Genomic DNA, 19604 nt, shown 5'->3' on the forward strand with positions numbered 1-19604 from the left:
TAGGAAAAAAGAAATTCCGTGCATAATAACATATAAAGCAAACAGCTCAAAATAGAGAAAATGTAAGAGGAGAGTGTATATATGACAAAGGAAAAGCTACTACTTTTAGATGGCAATAGCTTAGCTTATCGAGCATTTTTTGCATTACCATTATTAACAAATGATAGCGGTATTCACACAAATGCCGTTTATGGCTTTACTACGATGTTACAGAAAATATTAGAAGAGGAGAAACCAACAAAAATGCTTGTTGCATTTGATGCTGGTAAAACGACGTTCCGTCATTCTACATACGGAGAATATAAAGGTGGGCGTCAGAAAACACCACCTGAATTATCAGAGCAATTCCCGTATTTACGTAAATTATTAGATGCGTATCGTATTAAACAATATGAACTGGAAATGTACGAAGCAGATGATATTATCGGCACTTTAAGTAAAAAAGCTGAAGAACAAAAGCTACAAGTAATCGTTGTTAGTGGAGATAAAGACTTAACGCAGCTTGCATCTGATAATACAACTGTCTATATTACGCGTAAAGGTATGACGGATATTGAAAAATATACACCGGATCATATTCAAGAAAAATATGGCTTAACGCCAGAGCAAATTATCGATATGAAAGGTCTAATGGGTGATGCATCAGATAATATACCTGGTGTACCTGGTGTCGGTGAAAAAACAGCCATCAAATTATTAAAACAATATCCAACAATCGAAGAACTATATGAAAATGTAGAACAAGTAAGTGGAGCAAAGTTAAAAGAAAAACTTACGACCAATGAAGAGCAAGCGAAAATGAGCAAACAATTAGCGACGATTGATTGTCAATCACCTATTACTATTACACTTGATGACTTAGTGTACGATGGTCCAAATGTAGATGAGTTGTTTTCTTTATGGCAAGATTTATCATTTAAATCATTAATTGAAAAAAGTGAATTTCAATCAGAAGCAACAACAACAAAGGAACTAACTTTCTCTATATTAGAAGATGTATCAGCAGAGCAGTTACAAGATGCAATGGCTGTACATATTGAACTTGCTGATGAGCACTATCATACTTGCGACAGATTTGGTATTGCATTAGTGGATGATAAGCAAGCATATTATATTCCTTACGACAAAGCAATGGCATCAGTATTATTAAAAGAGTGGTTAGAAGATGCTTCAAAGAAGAAGTATATGGTCGATTCAAAAGCCGCACAAGCCGCATTATTACGTGATGGTATTAAATTAGCAGGAGTAGAATTCGATATGCTCTTAGCGGCATATATTGTGAATCCCGCTATACCTTCTGATGATGTTGCAACGATTTCAAGAGAATTTGGTTATACTGATGTATTATCCAATGACAATGTATATGGTAAAGGTGCAAAGAAAGCCACTCCGGCAATAGAATCTGTGGCGGAGCATGCTTGTCGTAAAGCTAATGCCGTATTCATTTTGCAGCCGAAATTAGAACAACTTCTTCGAGAAAATGAACAATTTGAGCTGTATAAACAATTAGAATTACCACTTGCTTCCATATTGAGTGAAATGGAAAGCGAAGGTATCACAGTAGATCGTGAACGACTTGTTGAAATGGGGCATGATTTAACAACGAAACTAAAAACAATTGAAGAAGATATTTATTCAATTGCTGGTCAAGCCTTCAACATAAATTCACCGAAACAACTTGGGGTTATTTTGTTCGAAAAATTGGGATTACCTGTGATTAAGAAAACAAAGACAGGTTATTCAACAGCAGCGGATGTATTAGAAAAACTAGAGCCAGAACATGAAATTATTCGTCATATTTTACAGTACCGTCAGCTTGGAAAGTTGCAATCAACCTATATTGAAGGATTATTAAAAGAAATTCACGAAGAAGATCAAAAAATTCATACAAGATTCCAGCAAGCATTAACATCAACTGGGCGCTTAAGTTCTACAGATCCGAATTTGCAAAATATTCCTGTAAGACTTGAAGAGGGTCGTAAAATCCGCCAAGCATTTGTTCCTTCAAATCCAGAATGGCTTCTTTTTGCAGCCGATTATTCACAAATTGAGTTACGTGTATTGGCTCATATGTGTGGTGATGAAAACTTAATCAATGCTTTCCAAAATGGTTCAGATATTCATACAAATACAGCGATGAATGTATTCCACGTATCTGAAGAGGAAGTAACATCGGATATGCGTCGAGCAGCAAAAGCAGTTAACTTTGGAATTGTTTATGGAATTAGTGATTACGGTCTATCTCAAAACTTAGATATTACACGTAAAGAAGCCGCAGATTTTATTGAACGTTATTTTGCTAGCTTCCCGGGTGTACAAGACTATATGAAAACTATCGTGGAAGAAGCGAAGGAAAAAGGATATGTGACAACTATTTTAAATCGTCGTCGCTATTTGCCAGACCTGAAAAGTTCAAACTTCAATTTACGTAGTTTTGCTGAGCGTACTGCTATGAATACGCCAATTCAAGGTAGTGCAGCCGATATTATAAAAAAAGCAATGATAGATATGGCAATGGCGTTAAAAGAGCAAAATTTACAAACAAAAATGCTTCTCCAAGTGCACGATGAGTTAATTTTCGAAGCACCAAAAGAGGAAATTCCTATTCTTGAAAAATTAGTTCCAGAAGTAATGGGGAAAGCATTCGAACTCAATGTACCACTTAGAGCCGATTTTGCATTTGGTCCAACTTGGTATGATACAAAATAAAGGAGTGATCGCATGCCGGAATTACCAGAAGTAGAAGGTGTGGTGCGTTCATTACAACCGGTCGTTACAGGTAAAACGATTTATCATGTGACGATTTCAGAGGTTATTAAACAAGCGATTGAAGGAATGACTATTAAAAGCATTGAACGTCGCTCTAAATATATATTTTTCCACTTGGAGAAAGAAGGGAACCCATATTTGCTCGTCAACCATTTAGGGATGACGGGCGCATGGTTCCATGTATCGCAACTTAGTGATATTACAGAAGAGAAATTTCTAAAGCATGCGCATATATTAATCCAATTTGATGATCACAACTGGCTTGTCTATTCGGATATTCGCCGTTTTGGTGAAATGCGCTTTTTACATGAGCTAGAAGAGCATCCACCACTTCTTGAAATGGCTCCTGAACCTTTTTCAGATGAAGCGCTATCTCATTTTCTTGAGAAAGTAAATCTAACGAAGTATGCAAATAAGGCGGTTAAAGAAGTCATTATGGATGGACATGTGATTGCAGGTTGCGGGAATATATATGCAACAGAAGCGCTGTTTAAAATGAATATTCATCCTGCACGTAAATTGTCACGAATCAGTAAGGAACGTAAAATTGAACTTTTTAAGACAATTGTTCATATTTTGCAAGAAAGTATTGATGTTGGTGGTTCGACCATTTCGGATTACCGAAATATTAATGGTGAAGCGGGTAGTATGCAACATCGATTGAAAATGTATGGGAAAAAGACTTGTCCGACTTGTAATGGTGATACTAAACAAAAGATAATTGGTGGCAGAAACTCAGTTTATTGCCCAAATTGCCAACATTAAAGGTGTGATATAGATGATTATTGGATTAACTGGAAGTATTGCGAGTGGTAAAAGTACAGTAGCAGAAATGTTAAAAGAGTTAAATTTGCCTATTATTGATGCTGATTTAGTAGCGCGTGTTGTAGTTGAACCTGGAACAGAAACGCTAAAACAAATAGTGGAAGCATTTGGCGAAGAAGTGCTGCTGGATGATGGTACACTTAATCGTCCTAAACTAGGGGATATTATCTTCCATGAACCTGCAGCACGTAAAACGTTAAATGATATTATTCATCCGGCTATTCGCCAAGAAATGCTTCGTCAACGTGATGAGTTACTAGAAAATGGTGCAAAAGATATTGTAATGGATATCCCATTATTATTTGAAAGTCGCCTTCAACATTTCGTTGAGAAGATTTTAGTTGTATCTGTCACAGAAGAAACACAATTAAAGCGTTTAATGGAACGAAATAATTTATCTGAAAAAGATGCTAAGGCCAGAATTAGTTCTCAACTTCCGTTATCAGAAAAGGAAAAAGGTGCTGATGCAGTAATATATAATAATAAATCGCTCGAATCAACGAGAGAGCAATTGCATAAAATATTAATTAAGTGGAATGTACTTAAATAATGCATTTTAGAAAAATCAGAATTCACTAACTTTTAAATGTTCATCATAATAGGTTTTACTTTCTCTAAAATGTGTTATACTAATTTTCGAATTAATAAAATAAGTATAACGCAATTACAGGAGGATATTATTCATGACAGTTTCTATTGCTATTAACGGATTTGGCCGTATTGGCCGCATGGTGTTCCGTCAAGCGATACTTCAAGATGATTTAAATATTGTTGCAATTAATGCTAGTTACCCGGCTGAAACGTTAGCACATTTGATTAAGTATGACACAAATCACGGAAGATTTGATGGGGATGTTCAATTTGAAGAAAAAGCCCTAATCATAAATGGTAAACGTGTCGAACTTATTAGTGAACGTGATCCTTTGAACTTACCTTGGAAAGAAATGAATGTTGATATCGTTATCGAAGCAACAGGTAAATTCAATGCTCGTGAAAAAGCAGCATTGCATCTAGAAGCAGGAGCTAAAAAAGTTATTTTAACAGCACCTGGGAAAAATGAAGATGTAACAATTGTAATGGGTGTTAATGACGAAAAATTAGACCTTACAAAACATGATGTAATATCAAACGCAAGTTGTACTACAAACTGTCTTGCGCCAGTTGCAAAAGTATTAAATGATACTTTTGGCATCGACAACGGTTTAATGACAACTGTGCATTCATATACAAATGATCAAAAAAATATTGATAACCCACATAAAGACTTACGTCGTGCTCGTGCTTGTGCGGCTTCAATTATCCCTACTTCTACAGGAGCTGCCAAAGCTCTAACCCTAGTATTACCAGAACTAGAAGGCAAGTTACATGGTATGGCACTTCGTGTTCCAACACCAAATGTTTCATTAGTAGATTTAGTGGTAGATTTAAACAAAGATGTTACGGTTGAAGAAGTGAATGAAGCGTTCAAAGCTGCATCAGTTGGTTCACTAAAAGGAATCTTAGACTTCACAATGGAACCATTGGTATCAGTAGATTTTAATACAAACCCAGCATCAGCTACAATCGATGGCCTAACTACAATGGTAATCGGTAGTCGTAAAGTGAAGGTGCTTGCTTGGTACGATAACGAGTGGGGTTATTCAACACGTGTCGTAGATTTAACGAAAAAAGTTGCAGCTGCTCTTATGGCTTCTGTAAACGCTTAATTTTAATATAATATGGCCCTTTCTAGTAGTGTACTAGAAAGGGTTTTTTAGTTTAAGAATAGAAAAAAACATCAAGTAACTGTGAACATATGTCTGTTTTTTCTGTTAGTATCGACCTTATATTGGCTGAAAACAGTATTTTTATCATACATCTGAGAATTTCCACTGCATTTTTTCGATTTTTTAAAGCATTATTTGATATAATAGATAAACTAAAATGTTTTGCAATCAGGAGAGAAAAAATATGAAATGTCCAGCATGTCAGTTTAATGGAACAAAGGTAATTGATTCAAGACCAGTAGATGACAATAAAGCAATCCGTAGACGCCGAGAATGTGAATCGTGTGCATATCGTTTTACTACGTTTGAAAAAGTAGAAGAAATGCCGTTGATCGTCGTGAAAAAAGACGGCTCACGTGAGGAATTTAGCCGTGAAAAAGTTTTGCGAGGTCTTATCCGAGCGTGTGAAAAGCGTCCAGTAGCCCTTAATCAATTAGAGGAATTAGTATTTGCTATAGAACAAGATCTACGTAGAATCGGTAACTCAGAAGTGAAAACAGAAGATGTCGGGGAAATGATTATGGATCGACTTGCGAAAATTGACGAAGTATCTTATGTAAGGTTTGCTTCTGTATATCGTCAATTTAAAGATATCAATGTCTTTATTGATGAATTAAAAGAATTAATAGAAAGACAATCCGATGACAAATAAATGCGATATGGAGGACGGTGATCGTGGTGCATTTATATAAAGAACTACAGCCCGTTGATCGATTGTCCATTCGAATGCCATTTCCCGTATCTAGTTACGATCGCCAGCTTATTACGTTGCTATACCAGCCGTTAATAGGTGCTGAACCCATTAGCTTGTACTTTATGCTTTGGGCTGAAGGGGAAAGTACGACTGAAGCTGAATTATCACATTACCATTTAATGAACTCACTTGATATGCCGATCGCAAAGATTTTCGAGTCGCGCATCGCATTAGAAGCTATTGGTTTAATGCGTACTTGGCGTAAAGATTCCGAGGATGTACGCTCATTTATGTACGACGTGATGCCTCCTTTAGAAGCATCAGCTTTTTTTAATGATCCCTTATTATCCATGTTTTTATTTAGCAAAATTGGTGAACAAGCCTATAGACAATTGCGCCAACGATTCGTTCAGAAGGGTCCATCAAATGATGGCTATCAGGAAGTGTCAAGAACATTTACAGATGTTTATCGTCCTGTGCAGCATCATTTACCATCCTTTGAGAATGAGCAGACAGTAAAGGAAAAAGAGAAACCTAAAGAACTACCATTTAACTACGAGGATTTCGACTTTTCTTTACTTAGAGCTGGATTGTCAGAACAACTTGTACCATCTTCAGCTCTTACTGCTGAAGCGAATGCAACAATTGCAAAGTTAGCTTTTTTATATCATTTAACACCGTTAGATATGCAAAAAGTTGTTATGCTTGCGCTAGATGATCATATGACTTTAACGGAGTCAAGATTAAAGAAATCGGCAGCTGATTATTACAAATTGACTGTTTCAACAGAACCACCTGCTATGCAACAAGCGTTCCAAACAGCAGTTAATGAAGCAGAGAAAAAGAATACAAAAGAACAAGCTTTGCAGACGAAGGAAGAGTTATTGATTCATTACCTAGAAACAACTGCTCCAATTGATGTCTTGCGTGATATCGCAGATGGGAAAGAACCAATTCCTGCAGACATTCAGCTTGCTCAAAATCTTGTCCTGCAATATCAAATGCCAATTGGTGTTGTAAATGCATTACTTCAGTATGTTCTTTTACGTACCGACATGAAGCTAACTAAAAACTATGTCGAAAAGATTGCCTCACATTGGATTCGAAAAGGTGTGAAAACGACGAAAGAAGCAATGGACTTAGCGCGTAAAGAGCATAAGCAGTATATGGAATGGAAAACAGCTGAGCAAAAACCTGCAACGAAAAAACGCTACAGCGGTGGGCGAGAAGAAAAAGTACCTGACTGGTTTAAGAAAAATAAAGAAAAGAAACCTCAGAATGAAGATACTGTAACAGAAACTTCAAAAGAAGTAGTTAAGAATGAGACTGATTTTGAAGAAGAAAGACGTAAAATTCTAGAAAAACTAGGAATAGAAGAAGGGCAGGTGGATTCACATGGAACCGATTAATAATCAACTTAGAAAAGTGATGGATTCACAAACTTTTCAAGAACGATACGAGCAAATGAAGCGAGAAATTCTTGAAAATAAAGGTGTCCAGCAATTTCTAGCTGACAATGATCAAGAAGTAAATAAAGATATGGTAGACCGTGGTCTCGTTAAACTATATGAATATACAGGTCAACAACATGATTGTGATTCATGCCCATCCGTTGTGAAATGTCAAAATGCATTAAAGGGATTTATCCCGAAGTTGACTATTATCCGCGAATCAATAGAAGTTGAGTATACACCGTGCCAACAAAAACGCATGGATGATGAGCGTCGTAAAGCGGCCTCTATGATTTCGAGTATGCATATGCCAAAAGACGTGTTAAGAGCAACAATCAAAGATTTAATGATTGATGACCATTCACGTGTAAATATCGCCAATAGAGCAGCAGATTTCGTTCGTGAATTTAAAGAAACGGGTGAACTTCCTCAAAAAGGTTTTTATTTATACGGTGAATTTGGTGTCGGTAAATCTTTTGTATTAGGGGCTATTGCCAATGAATTGGCGACTTTACAAATCAAATCGGTTGTAGTATTTGTTCCTGAATTTTTACGTGAAATGAAAGGTTCAATCCAAGATCAATCTTTACAAGAGAAAATCGATTTTGTGAAAAAGGCACCTGTGTTAATGCTAGATGATTTAGGAGCAGAAACGTTGTCGAGTTGGACACGTGACGAAATTTTAGGAACGATCTTTCATTATCGAATGGCTGAGCAATTGCCGACATTTATCACATCGAATCTTGGTTATGATGAATTAGAAGACCATTTAGCTTATAACCAAAAAGGTGATCGTGATATGTTAAAAGCTTCACGAATTATGGAGCGTATTAAAGCAGTGACGACGCCAATTCGAATGAGTGGGCAAAACCGAAGAGATCAGAAATAGTTACATCTTTTTGAAGGACTTTTTTTCCTACTTGATTTTAAACTTAATCGAGCGTATACTTTCAGTCATAATATAAAAAAATGCTTTGAAAAGGACAACAATTTTTTGTACGACTTTTAGAGAGAGAAGCCTAGGCTGGAAGCTTCTTAGTACGGCAAATCATTTACCCCCTTGGAGCAGCGACAGTGAATGTACTAGTAATTGTCGACGGTAACGGCCCGTTAGCCGATCGAGAGCTTCGTCTATACCTGCATTCTTTTAAGTGCGGGCAGTAGAAGGAAGAAGGGTGGAACCACGAGAATACAGCCTCGTCCCTTTTGGGATGGGGCTTTTTTGCGTTTTTATCTAAATGCTGAAGTGGCCTGTTTTAAGGAAAGCAGTCTAAATACGCCACGTCTTGTGGCAACGACTACGAATCCTGCAACATGCGGACCTATACCTCTCGTAAGGCTAAAATAAATAAAATTAAAAGGAGATTACAAAATGGCAGACATGATTAATTTAAAATTCCCAGATGGCGCAGTAAAGGAATTTGCAAAAGGTACAACAACTGAAGAAATTGCACAATCAATTAGCCCGGGACTTCGTAAAAAAGCAATCGTTGGTAAATTCAACGGACATTTAGTAGATTTAACAACACCTTTAGAAGAAGACGGTGACATTGCAATCGTAACACCTTCTGATGCTGAGGCATTAGAAGTAATGCGTCACTCTACAGCCCACCTTTTAGCGCAAGCTGTTAAGCGTTTGTTCCCAGGTGTAAAACTTGGAGTAGGTCCAGTAATTGAAGGTGGTTTCTACTACGATATCGACTCACCAGAACCAATTACTGCAGATGATCTTCCGAAAATAGAAAAAGAAATGAAGAAAATCGTTTCTGAAAACATCGTCATCACTCGCCAAGACATTTCACGTGCTGAAGCAATCGAACGCTTCACTGCAATTGATGATGAATATAAATTAGAGCTTATCGAAGCTATTCCTGCAGATGAGCAAGTGTCAATCTATGAACAAGGCGATTTCTTTGACCTTTGCCGAGGTGTACACGTACCATCTACAGGTAAAATTAAAGAATTTAAATTGTTATCAATCGCTGGTGCATACTGGAGAGGTAACTCAGATAACAAAATGCTACAACGTATTTACGGAACAGCCTTCTTTACAAAAGATGATTTAAAAGCGCATCTTCAGATGTTAGAAGAAGCAAAAGAGCGTGATCACCGTAAAATTGGTAAAGAACTTGAATTATTCACATCATCTCAAAAAGTCGGTCAAGGCTTACCATTATGGTTGCCAAACGGTGCAACAATCCGTCGCACAATTGAACGTTATATCGTAGACAAAGAAATATCACTTGGTTACAAACATGTATACACTCCGGTTTTAGGTTCTAAAGAACTTTATGAAACTTCAGGTCACTGGGCACACTATCAAGATGATATGTTCCCACCAATGGAAGTGGATAACGAAACATTTGTTTTACGCCCAATGAACTGTCCACACCATATGATGGTTTACAAATCGTCAATGCACTCTTACCGTAACCTACCATTACGTATCGCTGAACTTGGTACAATGCACCGTTACGAAATGTCTGGTGCTGTATCAGGACTTCAACGTGTCCGTGGTATGACTCTAAATGATGCGCATATTTTCGTTCGACCAGATCAAATTAAAGAAGAATTTAAACGCGTAGTAGAATTAGTACTTGGTGTTTATAAAGACTTCGATTTAAATGATTACTCATTCCGTCTGTCATACCGTGACCCAGCTGATACTGAAAAATACTTCGATGATGATGCAATGTGGGAAAAAGCACAAGGCATGCTAAAAGAAGCAATGGATGAGCTAGGCCTAGACTACTTCGAAGCAGAAGGCGAAGCAGCATTTTATGGTCCAAAACTTGATGTACAAGTAAAAACTGCAATTGGTAAAGAAGAGACTTTATCAACAGTTCAACTTGACTTCTTATTACCAGAACGCTTCGACCTAAGCTATGTTGGTGAAGATGGTAAACCACATCGTCCAGTTGTTATCCACCGTGGTGTTGTATCAACAATGGAACGTTTTGTTGCTTTCTTAATTGAAGAATATAAAGGTGCATTCCCAACTTGGTTAGCGCCAGTACAAGTAGAAATCATCCCTGTATCAAACGAAGTTCACTTTGACTATGCAAAACAAGTAGAAGAAAAACTTCAAGCAGCAGGCTTCCGTGTTGAAATGGATGATCGTGAAGAAAAACTTGGCTACAAAATCCGTGAAGCACAAATGAAGAAAATTCCTTACATGCTTGTATTAGGTGATAAAGAACTAGAAGCAGGTAGTGTAAACGTACGTCGCTATGGCTCTCAAGATTCAGAAAGCATTGCGATTGAAGATTTCTTAGCGAATTTAAAAGCTGACGTTTCTTTTGAATAAGTAATATCTAAAAAGGTGACTGGACATTAATGTCCAGTCACCTTTTTGTATGCTCTTAATCCTACGAAATATCATCTGCTATTTTCTGATAAAACCTTTGCTTTGGGTTACGTTATTTCCTCTTTTAAATACAAAATATGTCAAAATTAGAAGTTGAGAATACTTGATGTATAGATGATACTAGAAAAGTAGTTATTGCAAGTAATTACAAACCATTTGAGTCTGAGGAGGAATTTATCCATGGGTGTACAAAGCGAATTTAATATGCCGTCTATTAATTTATTTGGAGCTGGGACAATTCAAGAAGTAGGTAGTCGTTTAAAGGGCTACAACGTAAAAAAAGCACTTCTTGTAACTGATGAAGGATTACACAAATTAGGTTTATCCGAAACATTAGCAACAATTATTCGTGACGCTGGTGTGGATGTAGCAATTTTCCCTAAAGTCGTACCAAACCCAACGGATATTAATGTAGCAGAAGGATTGGAAGTATACCAAAACGAACGCTGTGATGCGATTGTGTCATTAGGTGGCGGAAGTGCACATGATGCGGCTAAAGGCATTGGTATTGTAGCAACTAATGGTGGTAAAATTTCGGATTATGAAGGTGTTAATTTATCAAGTAACCCTTTACCAACATTTATTGCTGTTAATACAACTGCTGGAACGGCAAGCGAAATGACGAAGTTCACCATTATTACTGACACTACAAGAAAAGTGAAAATGGCGATTGTCGATAAGCATGTTACTGCACTGGCATCGATTAATGATCCCGAGTTAATGGTTGGTATGCCTCCACAATTAACTGCGGCTACTGGTCTTGATGCACTAACACATGCGATTGAATCCTTTGTATCAACTTCAGCTACACCAATTACAGATGCATGTGCAGTGAAGACGATGCAGTTAGTAGTAGAATATTTACCACGTGCTGTAGCAAACGGTGAAGACATGGAAGCTCGTGAACAAATGGTTTATGCACAATTTTTAGCAGGTATGGCATTTAACAATGGCTTACTTGGCTATGTTCACGCGATTGCACACCAATTCGGAGGTTTCTATGATCTACCGCACGGTGTTTGTAATGCGATTTTACTGCCACATGTATGTCGTTTCAACCTAGTGGCAAAAGTAGACCGTTTTGCGGAAATTGCTAAACACTTAGGAGAAAACGTAGAAGGCTTAAGCCAACGTGATGCAGCAGATCTTGCTATTGCTGCGATTGAGCGTTTATCAAAAGACTTAGGTATTCCAGCTGGTTTTGCGGAACTTGGTGCGAAGGATGAGGACATCGAAACATTAGCAAAAAATGCAATGTTAGATGTTTGCGCCGCATCGAATCCACGTAAACCAACATTAGACCAAGTCCAAGAAATTATTCGTAATGCATGCAAATTCCCAGTTAAAGAACAGGTTTTAGTGAATAGTTAATATGAGTTAATTTAAAGTATTTACGCTAATTTAAGCGTAAATACTTTTTCTTTTGAAAAACGTCGAGTAAAATCATTGACATTAGCGAATAGACATGATAAATTTAGAAAGGTTAATGAATACAAAGTTTGTGGTTGAAGAAGAGGCTGCCCGCTTCTCACCTGTTTGACTCATCAGATGATGTTTACAGGTTACATGATAGAACGGATCACGCATTTAGGCGTGTACATATATCGGCGGGCGGACATTTCGACTATGTCCGCTCGTTTTTTTGTGGACATCGAAATATTCGTACCGGTCATCGGGCAACTAGCCCAAACCATGTATTCGCGACACTATTTGGAGGTGGATTGTTATTAGCAAAGACATGTATGTAAACGAAGGTATTCGCGCACGTGAACTTCGTGTTATCGATCATAACGGTGATCAGCTAGGAGTTAAGACACGTAACGAAGCTTTGGAGATTGCCGAACGCGCCAATCTGGATCTTGTCCTTGTGGCTCCTCAGGCCAAACCGCCAGTCGCTCGTATTATGGACCATGGTAAATTTAAATTCGAGCAACAAAAGAAAGATCGTGAAGTACGTAAGAATCAAAAAGTTATCGTGATGAAAGAGGTTCGTTTGAGCCCAACTATTGATGAACACGATTTCCAAACGAAACTACGTAACGCGATCAAGTTCCTTGAAAAAGGAGACAAAGTTAAAGCATCTATTCGATTCAAAGGTCGTGCAATTACGCACAAAGAAATTGGCCAACGTGTATTAGATCGCTTTGCTGTGGCTTGTGCTGAAGTATCTACGATTGAATCAAAACCGAAGATGGAAGGCCGTAGCATGTTCTTAGTTTTACAACCAAAGAACGAAAAAGAGTAATTTTATAGTTACACGAACAGTTTAGGAGGAATTCGACATGCCAAAAATGAAAACTCACCGTGGTGCTGCGAAACGTTTTAAAAGAACGGGTACTGGTAAATTAAAACGTGACCGCGCATTTGGTAGCCACTTATTCGCGAACAAATCAACTAAAGCGAAACGTCACCTACGTAAAGGTCAATTAGTTTCTTCAGGAGACTACAAACGTATCAAGTCTCTACTTGCTTACATGAAATAATTCGATTCGAAAACATACAAATTCATAATATATGAATAGCAGGAGGTAATCACTATGCCACGCGTAAAAGGCGGTACAGTAACGCGCAAGCGTCGTAAAAAAGTTTTAAAATTAGCTAAAGGGTACTACGGTTCTAAACATACTCTTTATAAAGTAGCTAACCAAGCAGTAATGAAATCAGGTCAATATGCATATCGTGACCGTCGTCAAAAGAAACGTGATTTCCGTAAATTATGGATCACACGTATCAATGCAGCAGCTCGTGTAAACGGTCTTTCATACAGCCGTTTAATGCACGGTTTAAAACTTGCTGAAATCGAAGTTAACCGTAAAATGTTAGCTGATTTAGCAGTAACTGATGCACAAGCATTCGCTCAATTAGCAGATGCTGCTAAACAAGCAATCGCAAAATAATTCATGCTTTCTAGCATGGTTTATTAAAACTCATGAATCTATGATTCATGAGTTTTTTTGTTAGAGAAATTATATATAAGTATAGCATGTGCAATTATATGTGTTTTTTACAAATAAAAAAGAGATAATCTTTAATCATTTTTGATTAAGAGATTATCTCTTTTTATCTTTTATCGGGAAATAAAAGTGCAGCCAATTCATCTTTTGAATGTAGAAAATCATCTAATGTATATTCATCAAGAACTGCTATATATGCATGTAATGCTTTGTTGAGGGCACCCTTTAAACTACAGACAGGTGAAATAATACAGCCCACCGATTCTGGATTAAAGCAATCTACAAGGTAGAAGTCCTCCTCGGTTTGTCGGACTAATTTTCCTATGACAATATCTTTTGGTTTTAAAGCTAACCTAATACCGCCACCTCTACCTCGAACAGTTTCAATGTAACCTAATTTTCCGAGTTCGTGCGTAACCTTCATCAAATGGTTTTTAGAAATACCATAAGCATCTGAAATTTCTTTAATTGTAGAGAGATCCTCAATATTTCTCGCGCCAAGATACAATAAGACGCGTAGAGAATAATCCGTATACAAAGTCAAACGCATTTGATTCACCACCATTTCTTTTTACATTATAACATGGCATTGAATTGTGTCTAAAAATTTAAAAGATGTATTTTAAATGTGTCTTTTGTGTTAAAGATGTATTTTAGATATTGCTTTAAAATGAAAATAGGCGTAAATTATAGACAGTTAAGAAAAGGAGTGTTTTATATGTTATCTAAATCAACTATGGAAATTGTAAAATCAACAGCACCAGTATTGGAAGTTCATGGTAAGGCCATTACAACGGTGTTTTACCGTAATTTATTTGAAGCACATCCTGAACTATTGAATATATTTAATCATGCAAATCAAGCTAAAGGGCGTCAACAAACTGCTTTAGCAAATACTGTTTATGCAGCAGCAGTGCATATTGAAAACTTAGAAGCCATTTTACCCGTTGTAAAACAAATTGCTCATAAACATCGTAGTTTAGGCATAAAAGCAGAGCATTATCCAATTGTCGGAGAGTTTTTATTAAAAGCTATTAAAGAAGTTCTTGGTGATGCAGCAACAGATGAAATTATCCAAGCATGGGGCGAAGCATACGGCGTAATTGCTGATGCATTTATCCAAACAGAAGAAGCAATGTATAAAGAAGTAGAAGCTCAAGAAGGCGGCTGGCGCTACTTTAAAGAATTCGTGGTAGCGAAAAAAGTACTGGAAAACGAAAAAATCGTTTCATTTTACTTAAAACCAGCTGATGGTAAAAAGTTACCTGAATACAAACCAGGTCAATATATTACTGTGCAAATTGAAATCCCAGGAGAACGATACTTGCATAACCGTCAATATAGCTTATCACAAGCACCTGGTGAAGATGCATACCGAATTTCAGTTAAACGTGAAGATGAAGGACATCCAAATGGAGTCGTATCAGTTTATTTACATGAACAGCTTAAAGAGGGAGATACATTACAAGTAAGTGCTCCAGCTGGTGATTTCCAATTAGATATGACTTCAAAGGCACCTGTTGCATTCATTAGTGGTGGTGTTGGTATTACACCATTAATGAGTATGTTTGAAACGCTTGCAACTACAGATGCTATTCGTAAGACGGCATTTATCCATTGTGCGCGCTCAGAAAATTACCATGCATTTGGACAAGAAATTGATGCTGTATTAGCAAAAATGCCAAATGCTAAATATTTCAAATTGAATTCTGATGAACCAAATGGTATTATAAATCGTGAATTTATACAACAACATGTAGCTGAAGGTAGTAACGTTTATGTATGTGGTCCAGTTAACTTTATGGAAGCAGTCATCAATGATTTATATGCATTAGGCTTCACAGAATCACAAGTACATTTTGAATTTTTCGGACCAGCAATGCAATTAGAATTAAAAGCATAGAACGTCAAACGCCATTAGTAGTGTAAAAACTTCTAGTGGCGTTTTATTGTGAAAAAACAAAAAAATATTAAAAAAGTCATATGAATTAAACTTTAATGAAAAAATAATTGTGATTTATAGGTCTAAAGTTTTTTTAGAATAATAATTCCGATTGTATTGAACTAGTAAAAGAAATAAAATTCGTCTTAATAGTGGATGTTAGAAAACGTTTGAATTTGTTAAACTCATAGAGTTCAAAGTCAAGAAACATAGTAGAATGACTTTAGAAGAAAGGGTAAGGGGATTTAAACATTGAAAATGAAAAAGTTTTTACTTGTACTTGTTTGCATGACAGTAATTTGTTCTTTTAGTATAACAACATTTGCAGAGGACAATTTAGCGCCAGCTAATCCAGATAGTACTACTGAATGGGACAAAGAAGAAAAAGCGCCTTATAAGATGAATGCTAGAGTGCAATCTAATGAGCCAGTCATTGCGGATATTTCGAAATGGCAAAATTCAATTGATTGGGCAACAGCTAGTAAAGTACTAGATTTAGCGATTATTCGTACTCAATATGGTAGTGGTTTGGAAGATACATATCATAAAATATATGAAGCAGGGGCATTGCAATACGGTGTGCCATTCGGTGTATATTCATATAGTTTAGCAAAATCTACTGCTGCAGCGAGAGTTGAAGCAAATACTTTTTATGACCGTGCCAATAAAAACGCTAAGTTTTATGTAATTGATATTGAAGAAACAACAACGGATGGAGAAAGTGTACGTGATATTATCAATGCTTATGTAGCAGAATTACGTAAAAAAACAAATAAGAAAATTGGCGTTTACATTGCTCATCACTTATACGATCAATTAAATATCGATACATCAAAATTTGATTTTGTGTGGATTCCTAGATACAACACTACTAATACACCACCGGATTATGAGTATCACTTATGGCAATATACGGACCAAGGAAAAGTGCGTGGAATTAATACAAATGTCGATTTAAATAGATTGAATCCAAATGTGTCATTAGATTTCTTTACAAAAGATAGTAGTGATAATAATAAGCCTATTGATCTATCAAATTACTACACTAAGAACCCTAAAAAAGTTGCGATAAGAAAAAAAGTGAACCAATACAACAATAAAAATTTCACTTCTTCACGAAAAACCGGTTCACTAAGCAAAAACACAATTGTTGAAGTAAAAGGCATGGATTACTCGAGTAATGGAATACCAAGATTGGTGTTAGCTAATGGAATGTATATTACAGCTAGTAAAAGTTATGTCGCAAAATTGATTTCGAATATTGACGATTATTATACAGCTGTACCAAAGAATGTCGTTATAAAGAAAGCAGTGAGGAGTTATAGTAGTACAAGCTTTACCTCTTCTAAACAAGTTTCTACGTTAAATAAAGATAAGATTGTTAGTATTGCGGATATTGATTATACAACGGGTGGTACACCACGTTTGAAGACTACGTCGGGAACATATATAACTGCAAATAAAAATTATGTATTAAAAACGACAGCGAACATTTCGAACTATATTACTGTTAAACCTAGTAAAGTAAAAACAGTAAAGAAAATTTATCAATATAAAAGTACTTCTTTAACTTCTGCAAATAGAGATATAGCAATAGCAAAAGGGAAAACATTAAATGTATCCGCTATTGTCTATACAAAAGGTGGTACGCCAAGATTAAAATTATCAAATGGCTATTATATAACTGCAAATAAAAGTTATGTGCAGTAACAGTAGGTAGGAGAAAACAGAACAAAGGAGGAGAATTCTATTTTCTTTCATTGTTTTTTGTTTGTGAAATATAACAGTTGCAAACTGTTATGATATATAACTGTAAGAGGAACTTAAAGTTTGTAAAGGAAATGATTTGAAGTTGTGTTCAATTTGTTATATAGACTTTGTTATGCTTAAGTAGGCTATTACTAGATTGTTTCAACTATTAAAATAGCAAAAAATACATAGGGAGCTATATGAATATGAAAAAACTACGTTATATGACAGCGCTATTATGTTTAGTTGCTGTGAGTTTTTTTGCCGTGCAAATTACTTCGGCAGATGAACTAGGACCTGCTAATCCAGATAGCAAAACAAAATGGGAAACCGAAACTGAAGTGAAGGTTAATTCCAATATGAGATTACGTTCTGCAGAGCCGGTTATTGCAGACATTTCTAAATGGCAAGGGACTATTGATTGGGCAACGGCAAGTAAGAATTTAGATCTTGTTATTATTCGCACACAGTACGGTTCAATCTTAGAAGATATTAAGCATAAGGAATATGAAGCTGGTGCTCTCAAATACGGTGTACCTTTTGGCGTATACTCATATAGCCTAGCAGAATCTTCTGCAGATGCGAAAGCAGAGGCAAATTCTTTTTACAACCGCGCAAGTAAAGATGCGAATTTCTATGTATTAGATGTTGAAGAAAATACAAGTACATCTGGCGAAAGTATGCGAACAATTATCAATGCATACGTGAAACAACTACGAACTAAAACAGATAAAAAGATAGGTGTATACATTGCGCACCATTTATATGAAGATTTAAATATTGATACATCGAAATTTGATTTTGTATGGATACCCCGTTACAACAATACGAATACTCCCCCAGCTTATAATTATAACTTATGGCAATATACAGATAAGGGAATCGTACCTGGTATTTCAACTTATGTAGATTTAAATCGTTTAAACCCAAACACACCACTACATTTCTTTACTGAAGAAGCTGATGCTGAAACAGCGGGTGAAGATGAGTATTATACTACTAACCCTAAAAAAGTAGTTATTAAGAAAACAGTTTACCAATACAGTTCGCCAAGTTTTTCTACTGGGAGTAAAGGAGCGGCATTAAAAAAGAATTCAATAGTGTCAGTTTCAGGAATCGTGAATTCTGCAAATGGAACACCACGATTAAAATTAACAAACGGTCAATATATCTCGGCGAATAAAAAATTTGTATTAAAAGTAACAAGTAAAATTGATCAATACTATACAACGGTACCGAAAAATATTGTTGTGAAAAAAGGGTTAAATGCATATAAGAGTGTAAATCTTACAACTAGTAATAAAATTTCAGGTGTCAAAAAAAATACTATCTTAACCATTAAAGATATCGAATATACGAAGAATGGCACACCGAGATTAAAAACGACATCAGGCTCGTATATCACTGCGAATAAAGATTATGTATTAAAATTACCAACTAACTACTATGAATACTGGACAAGTAATCCTGGCCAAGTTAAAATTGCCAAGAAAGTCTACCAATATAAAGGTACTTCTTTTACTGCAGCTAATAGAGGGAAAGCAATTGCAGTAGGATCTACTGTTAAAGTAAGTAGTATTGCATATGGGGAAAATGGAACACCACGATTAAAATTATCGAATGGTTATTATATTACAGCGAAGAAAACTTATGTAAAAGCAAAATAATTAGTATAGTATTCGTATAAGTATATATAATTGTAATAATCAGTAAAAACACACAGCAATTAGACTGTGTGTTTTTTATAATAAAATATCTCTCTGGAAGGAGAATAAGATGAGTGCAATTATACTTTATTGGATACTATTAATGTCTTCAATTGGCTTTATTTTAATGGGGTATGATAAGAGGAAGGCTATTAACCATGAATGGCGTATTAGAGAAAGGACGTTATGGCTTGTTGCGCTTTTTGGAGGAGGAATAGGTTCGTATATAGGGATGCGCATTTTCCGTCATAAAACGCAACATACTTCCTTTGTCTTTGGTTTACCGGCAATCGCGGTTGTATATGCAGTTATTTCATTAGCTATTTATCAATGAAAAAGTACCATCATAAAAAGAAGATGCCTTTCCGAATGTAGATAAAC

General features: G+C 36.1%; 17 protein-coding genes and 1 other annotated feature. Of the genes, 16 read left to right on the forward strand and 1 reads right to left on the reverse strand.

Features of this window, described 5'->3' with window-relative positions; all coding sequences use genetic code 11:
* Nucleotides 1-81 precede the first annotated feature (81 nt).
* From polA to rplT, 12 genes are all read left to right on the forward strand, one after another.
* Nucleotides 82-2709 carry a DNA polymerase I gene (gene polA / locus MHH85_RS02815; RefSeq protein WP_340705880.1) on the forward strand — a complete coding sequence of 876 codons (2628 nt, stop codon included), beginning with the start codon at nucleotides 82-84 and terminating at the stop codon, nucleotides 2707-2709.
* Nucleotides 2710-2721: 12 nt separating this feature from the next.
* Nucleotides 2722-3534, forward strand: a complete 813-nt coding sequence (mutM, locus tag MHH85_RS02820) for a bifunctional DNA-formamidopyrimidine glycosylase/DNA-(apurinic or apyrimidinic site) lyase (protein ID WP_340705881.1) — start codon at nucleotides 2722-2724, stop codon at nucleotides 3532-3534.
* Nucleotides 3535-3547: 13 nt separating this feature from the next.
* Complete coding sequence (coaE, locus tag MHH85_RS02825) at nucleotides 3548-4144, forward strand: dephospho-CoA kinase (protein ID WP_193740704.1); 597 nt, start codon at nucleotides 3548-3550, stop codon at nucleotides 4142-4144.
* Nucleotides 4145-4277: 133 nt separating this feature from the next.
* Nucleotides 4278-5300 (forward strand): glyceraldehyde-3-phosphate dehydrogenase, encoded by a 1023-nt coding sequence (locus MHH85_RS02830; protein WP_053416603.1) that lies wholly within the window; start codon nucleotides 4278-4280, stop codon nucleotides 5298-5300.
* 244 nt (nucleotides 5301-5544) lie between these two features.
* The gene (nrdR, locus tag MHH85_RS02835; protein WP_053416602.1) at nucleotides 5545-6012 is read left to right on the forward strand and encodes a transcriptional regulator NrdR; all 468 of its coding nucleotides are present in this window, start codon (nucleotides 5545-5547) and stop codon (nucleotides 6010-6012) included.
* 23 nt (nucleotides 6013-6035) lie between these two features.
* The gene (locus MHH85_RS02840) at nucleotides 6036-7463 is read left to right on the forward strand and encodes a replication initiation and membrane attachment family protein (protein WP_340705882.1); all 1428 of its coding nucleotides are present in this window, start codon (nucleotides 6036-6038) and stop codon (nucleotides 7461-7463) included.
* Entirely contained in the window at nucleotides 7450-8394 is a 945-nt protein-coding gene (gene dnaI, locus MHH85_RS02845) for a primosomal protein DnaI (RefSeq protein ID WP_193740701.1), read from the forward strand. Before MHH85_RS02840 ends, dnaI begins: the two co-directional genes overlap by 14 nt.
* Before the next feature lie 76 nt (nucleotides 8395-8470).
* Nucleotides 8471-8713: a binding site (T-box leader), on the forward strand.
* A gap of 164 nt (nucleotides 8714-8877) precedes the next feature.
* Nucleotides 8878-10812, forward strand: a complete 1935-nt coding sequence (gene thrS, locus MHH85_RS02850; protein ID WP_340705883.1) for a threonine--tRNA ligase — start codon at nucleotides 8878-8880, stop codon at nucleotides 10810-10812.
* Between the two features lie 240 nt (nucleotides 10813-11052).
* Entirely contained in the window at nucleotides 11053-12243 is a 1191-nt protein-coding gene (locus MHH85_RS02855) for an iron-containing alcohol dehydrogenase (protein WP_193740699.1), read from the forward strand.
* 367 nt (nucleotides 12244-12610) lie between these two features.
* Nucleotides 12611-13117 (forward strand): translation initiation factor IF-3, encoded by a 507-nt coding sequence (gene infC, locus MHH85_RS02860; protein WP_053416598.1) that lies wholly within the window; start codon nucleotides 12611-12613, stop codon nucleotides 13115-13117.
* 37 nt (nucleotides 13118-13154) lie between these two features.
* The gene (rpmI, locus tag MHH85_RS02865; protein WP_038187730.1) at nucleotides 13155-13355 is read left to right on the forward strand and encodes a 50S ribosomal protein L35; all 201 of its coding nucleotides are present in this window, start codon (nucleotides 13155-13157) and stop codon (nucleotides 13353-13355) included.
* A 54-nt stretch (nucleotides 13356-13409) separates the two neighbouring features.
* Entirely contained in the window at nucleotides 13410-13769 is a 360-nt protein-coding gene (gene rplT / locus MHH85_RS02870; protein WP_038187728.1) for a 50S ribosomal protein L20, read from the forward strand.
* A 163-nt stretch (nucleotides 13770-13932) separates the two neighbouring features.
* On the opposite strand, the gene MHH85_RS02875 is transcribed toward rplT, so the two are convergent.
* Nucleotides 13933-14376, reverse strand: coding sequence for an RrF2 family transcriptional regulator (locus MHH85_RS02875; protein ID WP_193740698.1), 444 nt, complete (start codon nucleotides 14374-14376; stop codon nucleotides 13933-13935).
* Between the two features lie 168 nt (nucleotides 14377-14544).
* Here MHH85_RS02875 and hmpA point away from each other — a divergent pair, with 168 nt between their 5' ends.
* The 4 genes from hmpA (at nucleotide 14545) to MHH85_RS02895 (ending at nucleotide 19557) form a co-directional block, all read left to right on the forward strand.
* Complete coding sequence (gene hmpA / locus MHH85_RS02880) at nucleotides 14545-15729, forward strand: NO-inducible flavohemoprotein (RefSeq protein ID WP_340705884.1); 1185 nt, start codon at nucleotides 14545-14547, stop codon at nucleotides 15727-15729.
* 297 nt (nucleotides 15730-16026) lie between these two features.
* Complete coding sequence (locus MHH85_RS02885; protein ID WP_340708115.1) at nucleotides 16027-17478, forward strand: DUF5776 domain-containing protein; 1452 nt, start codon at nucleotides 16027-16029, stop codon at nucleotides 17476-17478.
* A gap of 245 nt (nucleotides 17479-17723) precedes the next feature.
* Entirely contained in the window at nucleotides 17724-19184 is a 1461-nt protein-coding gene (locus MHH85_RS02890) for a DUF5776 domain-containing protein (RefSeq protein ID WP_340705885.1), read from the forward strand.
* Nucleotides 19185-19293: 109 nt separating this feature from the next.
* Nucleotides 19294-19557 (forward strand): DUF1294 domain-containing protein, encoded by a 264-nt coding sequence (locus tag MHH85_RS02895; protein WP_227752126.1) that lies wholly within the window; start codon nucleotides 19294-19296, stop codon nucleotides 19555-19557.
* Nucleotides 19558-19604: the final 47 nt, after the last annotated feature.

The sequence above is a fragment of the Viridibacillus sp. FSL E2-0187 genome (genome assembly GCF_038006425.1).
GTDB lineage: Bacteria > Bacillota > Bacilli > Bacillales_A > Planococcaceae > Viridibacillus > Viridibacillus arvi.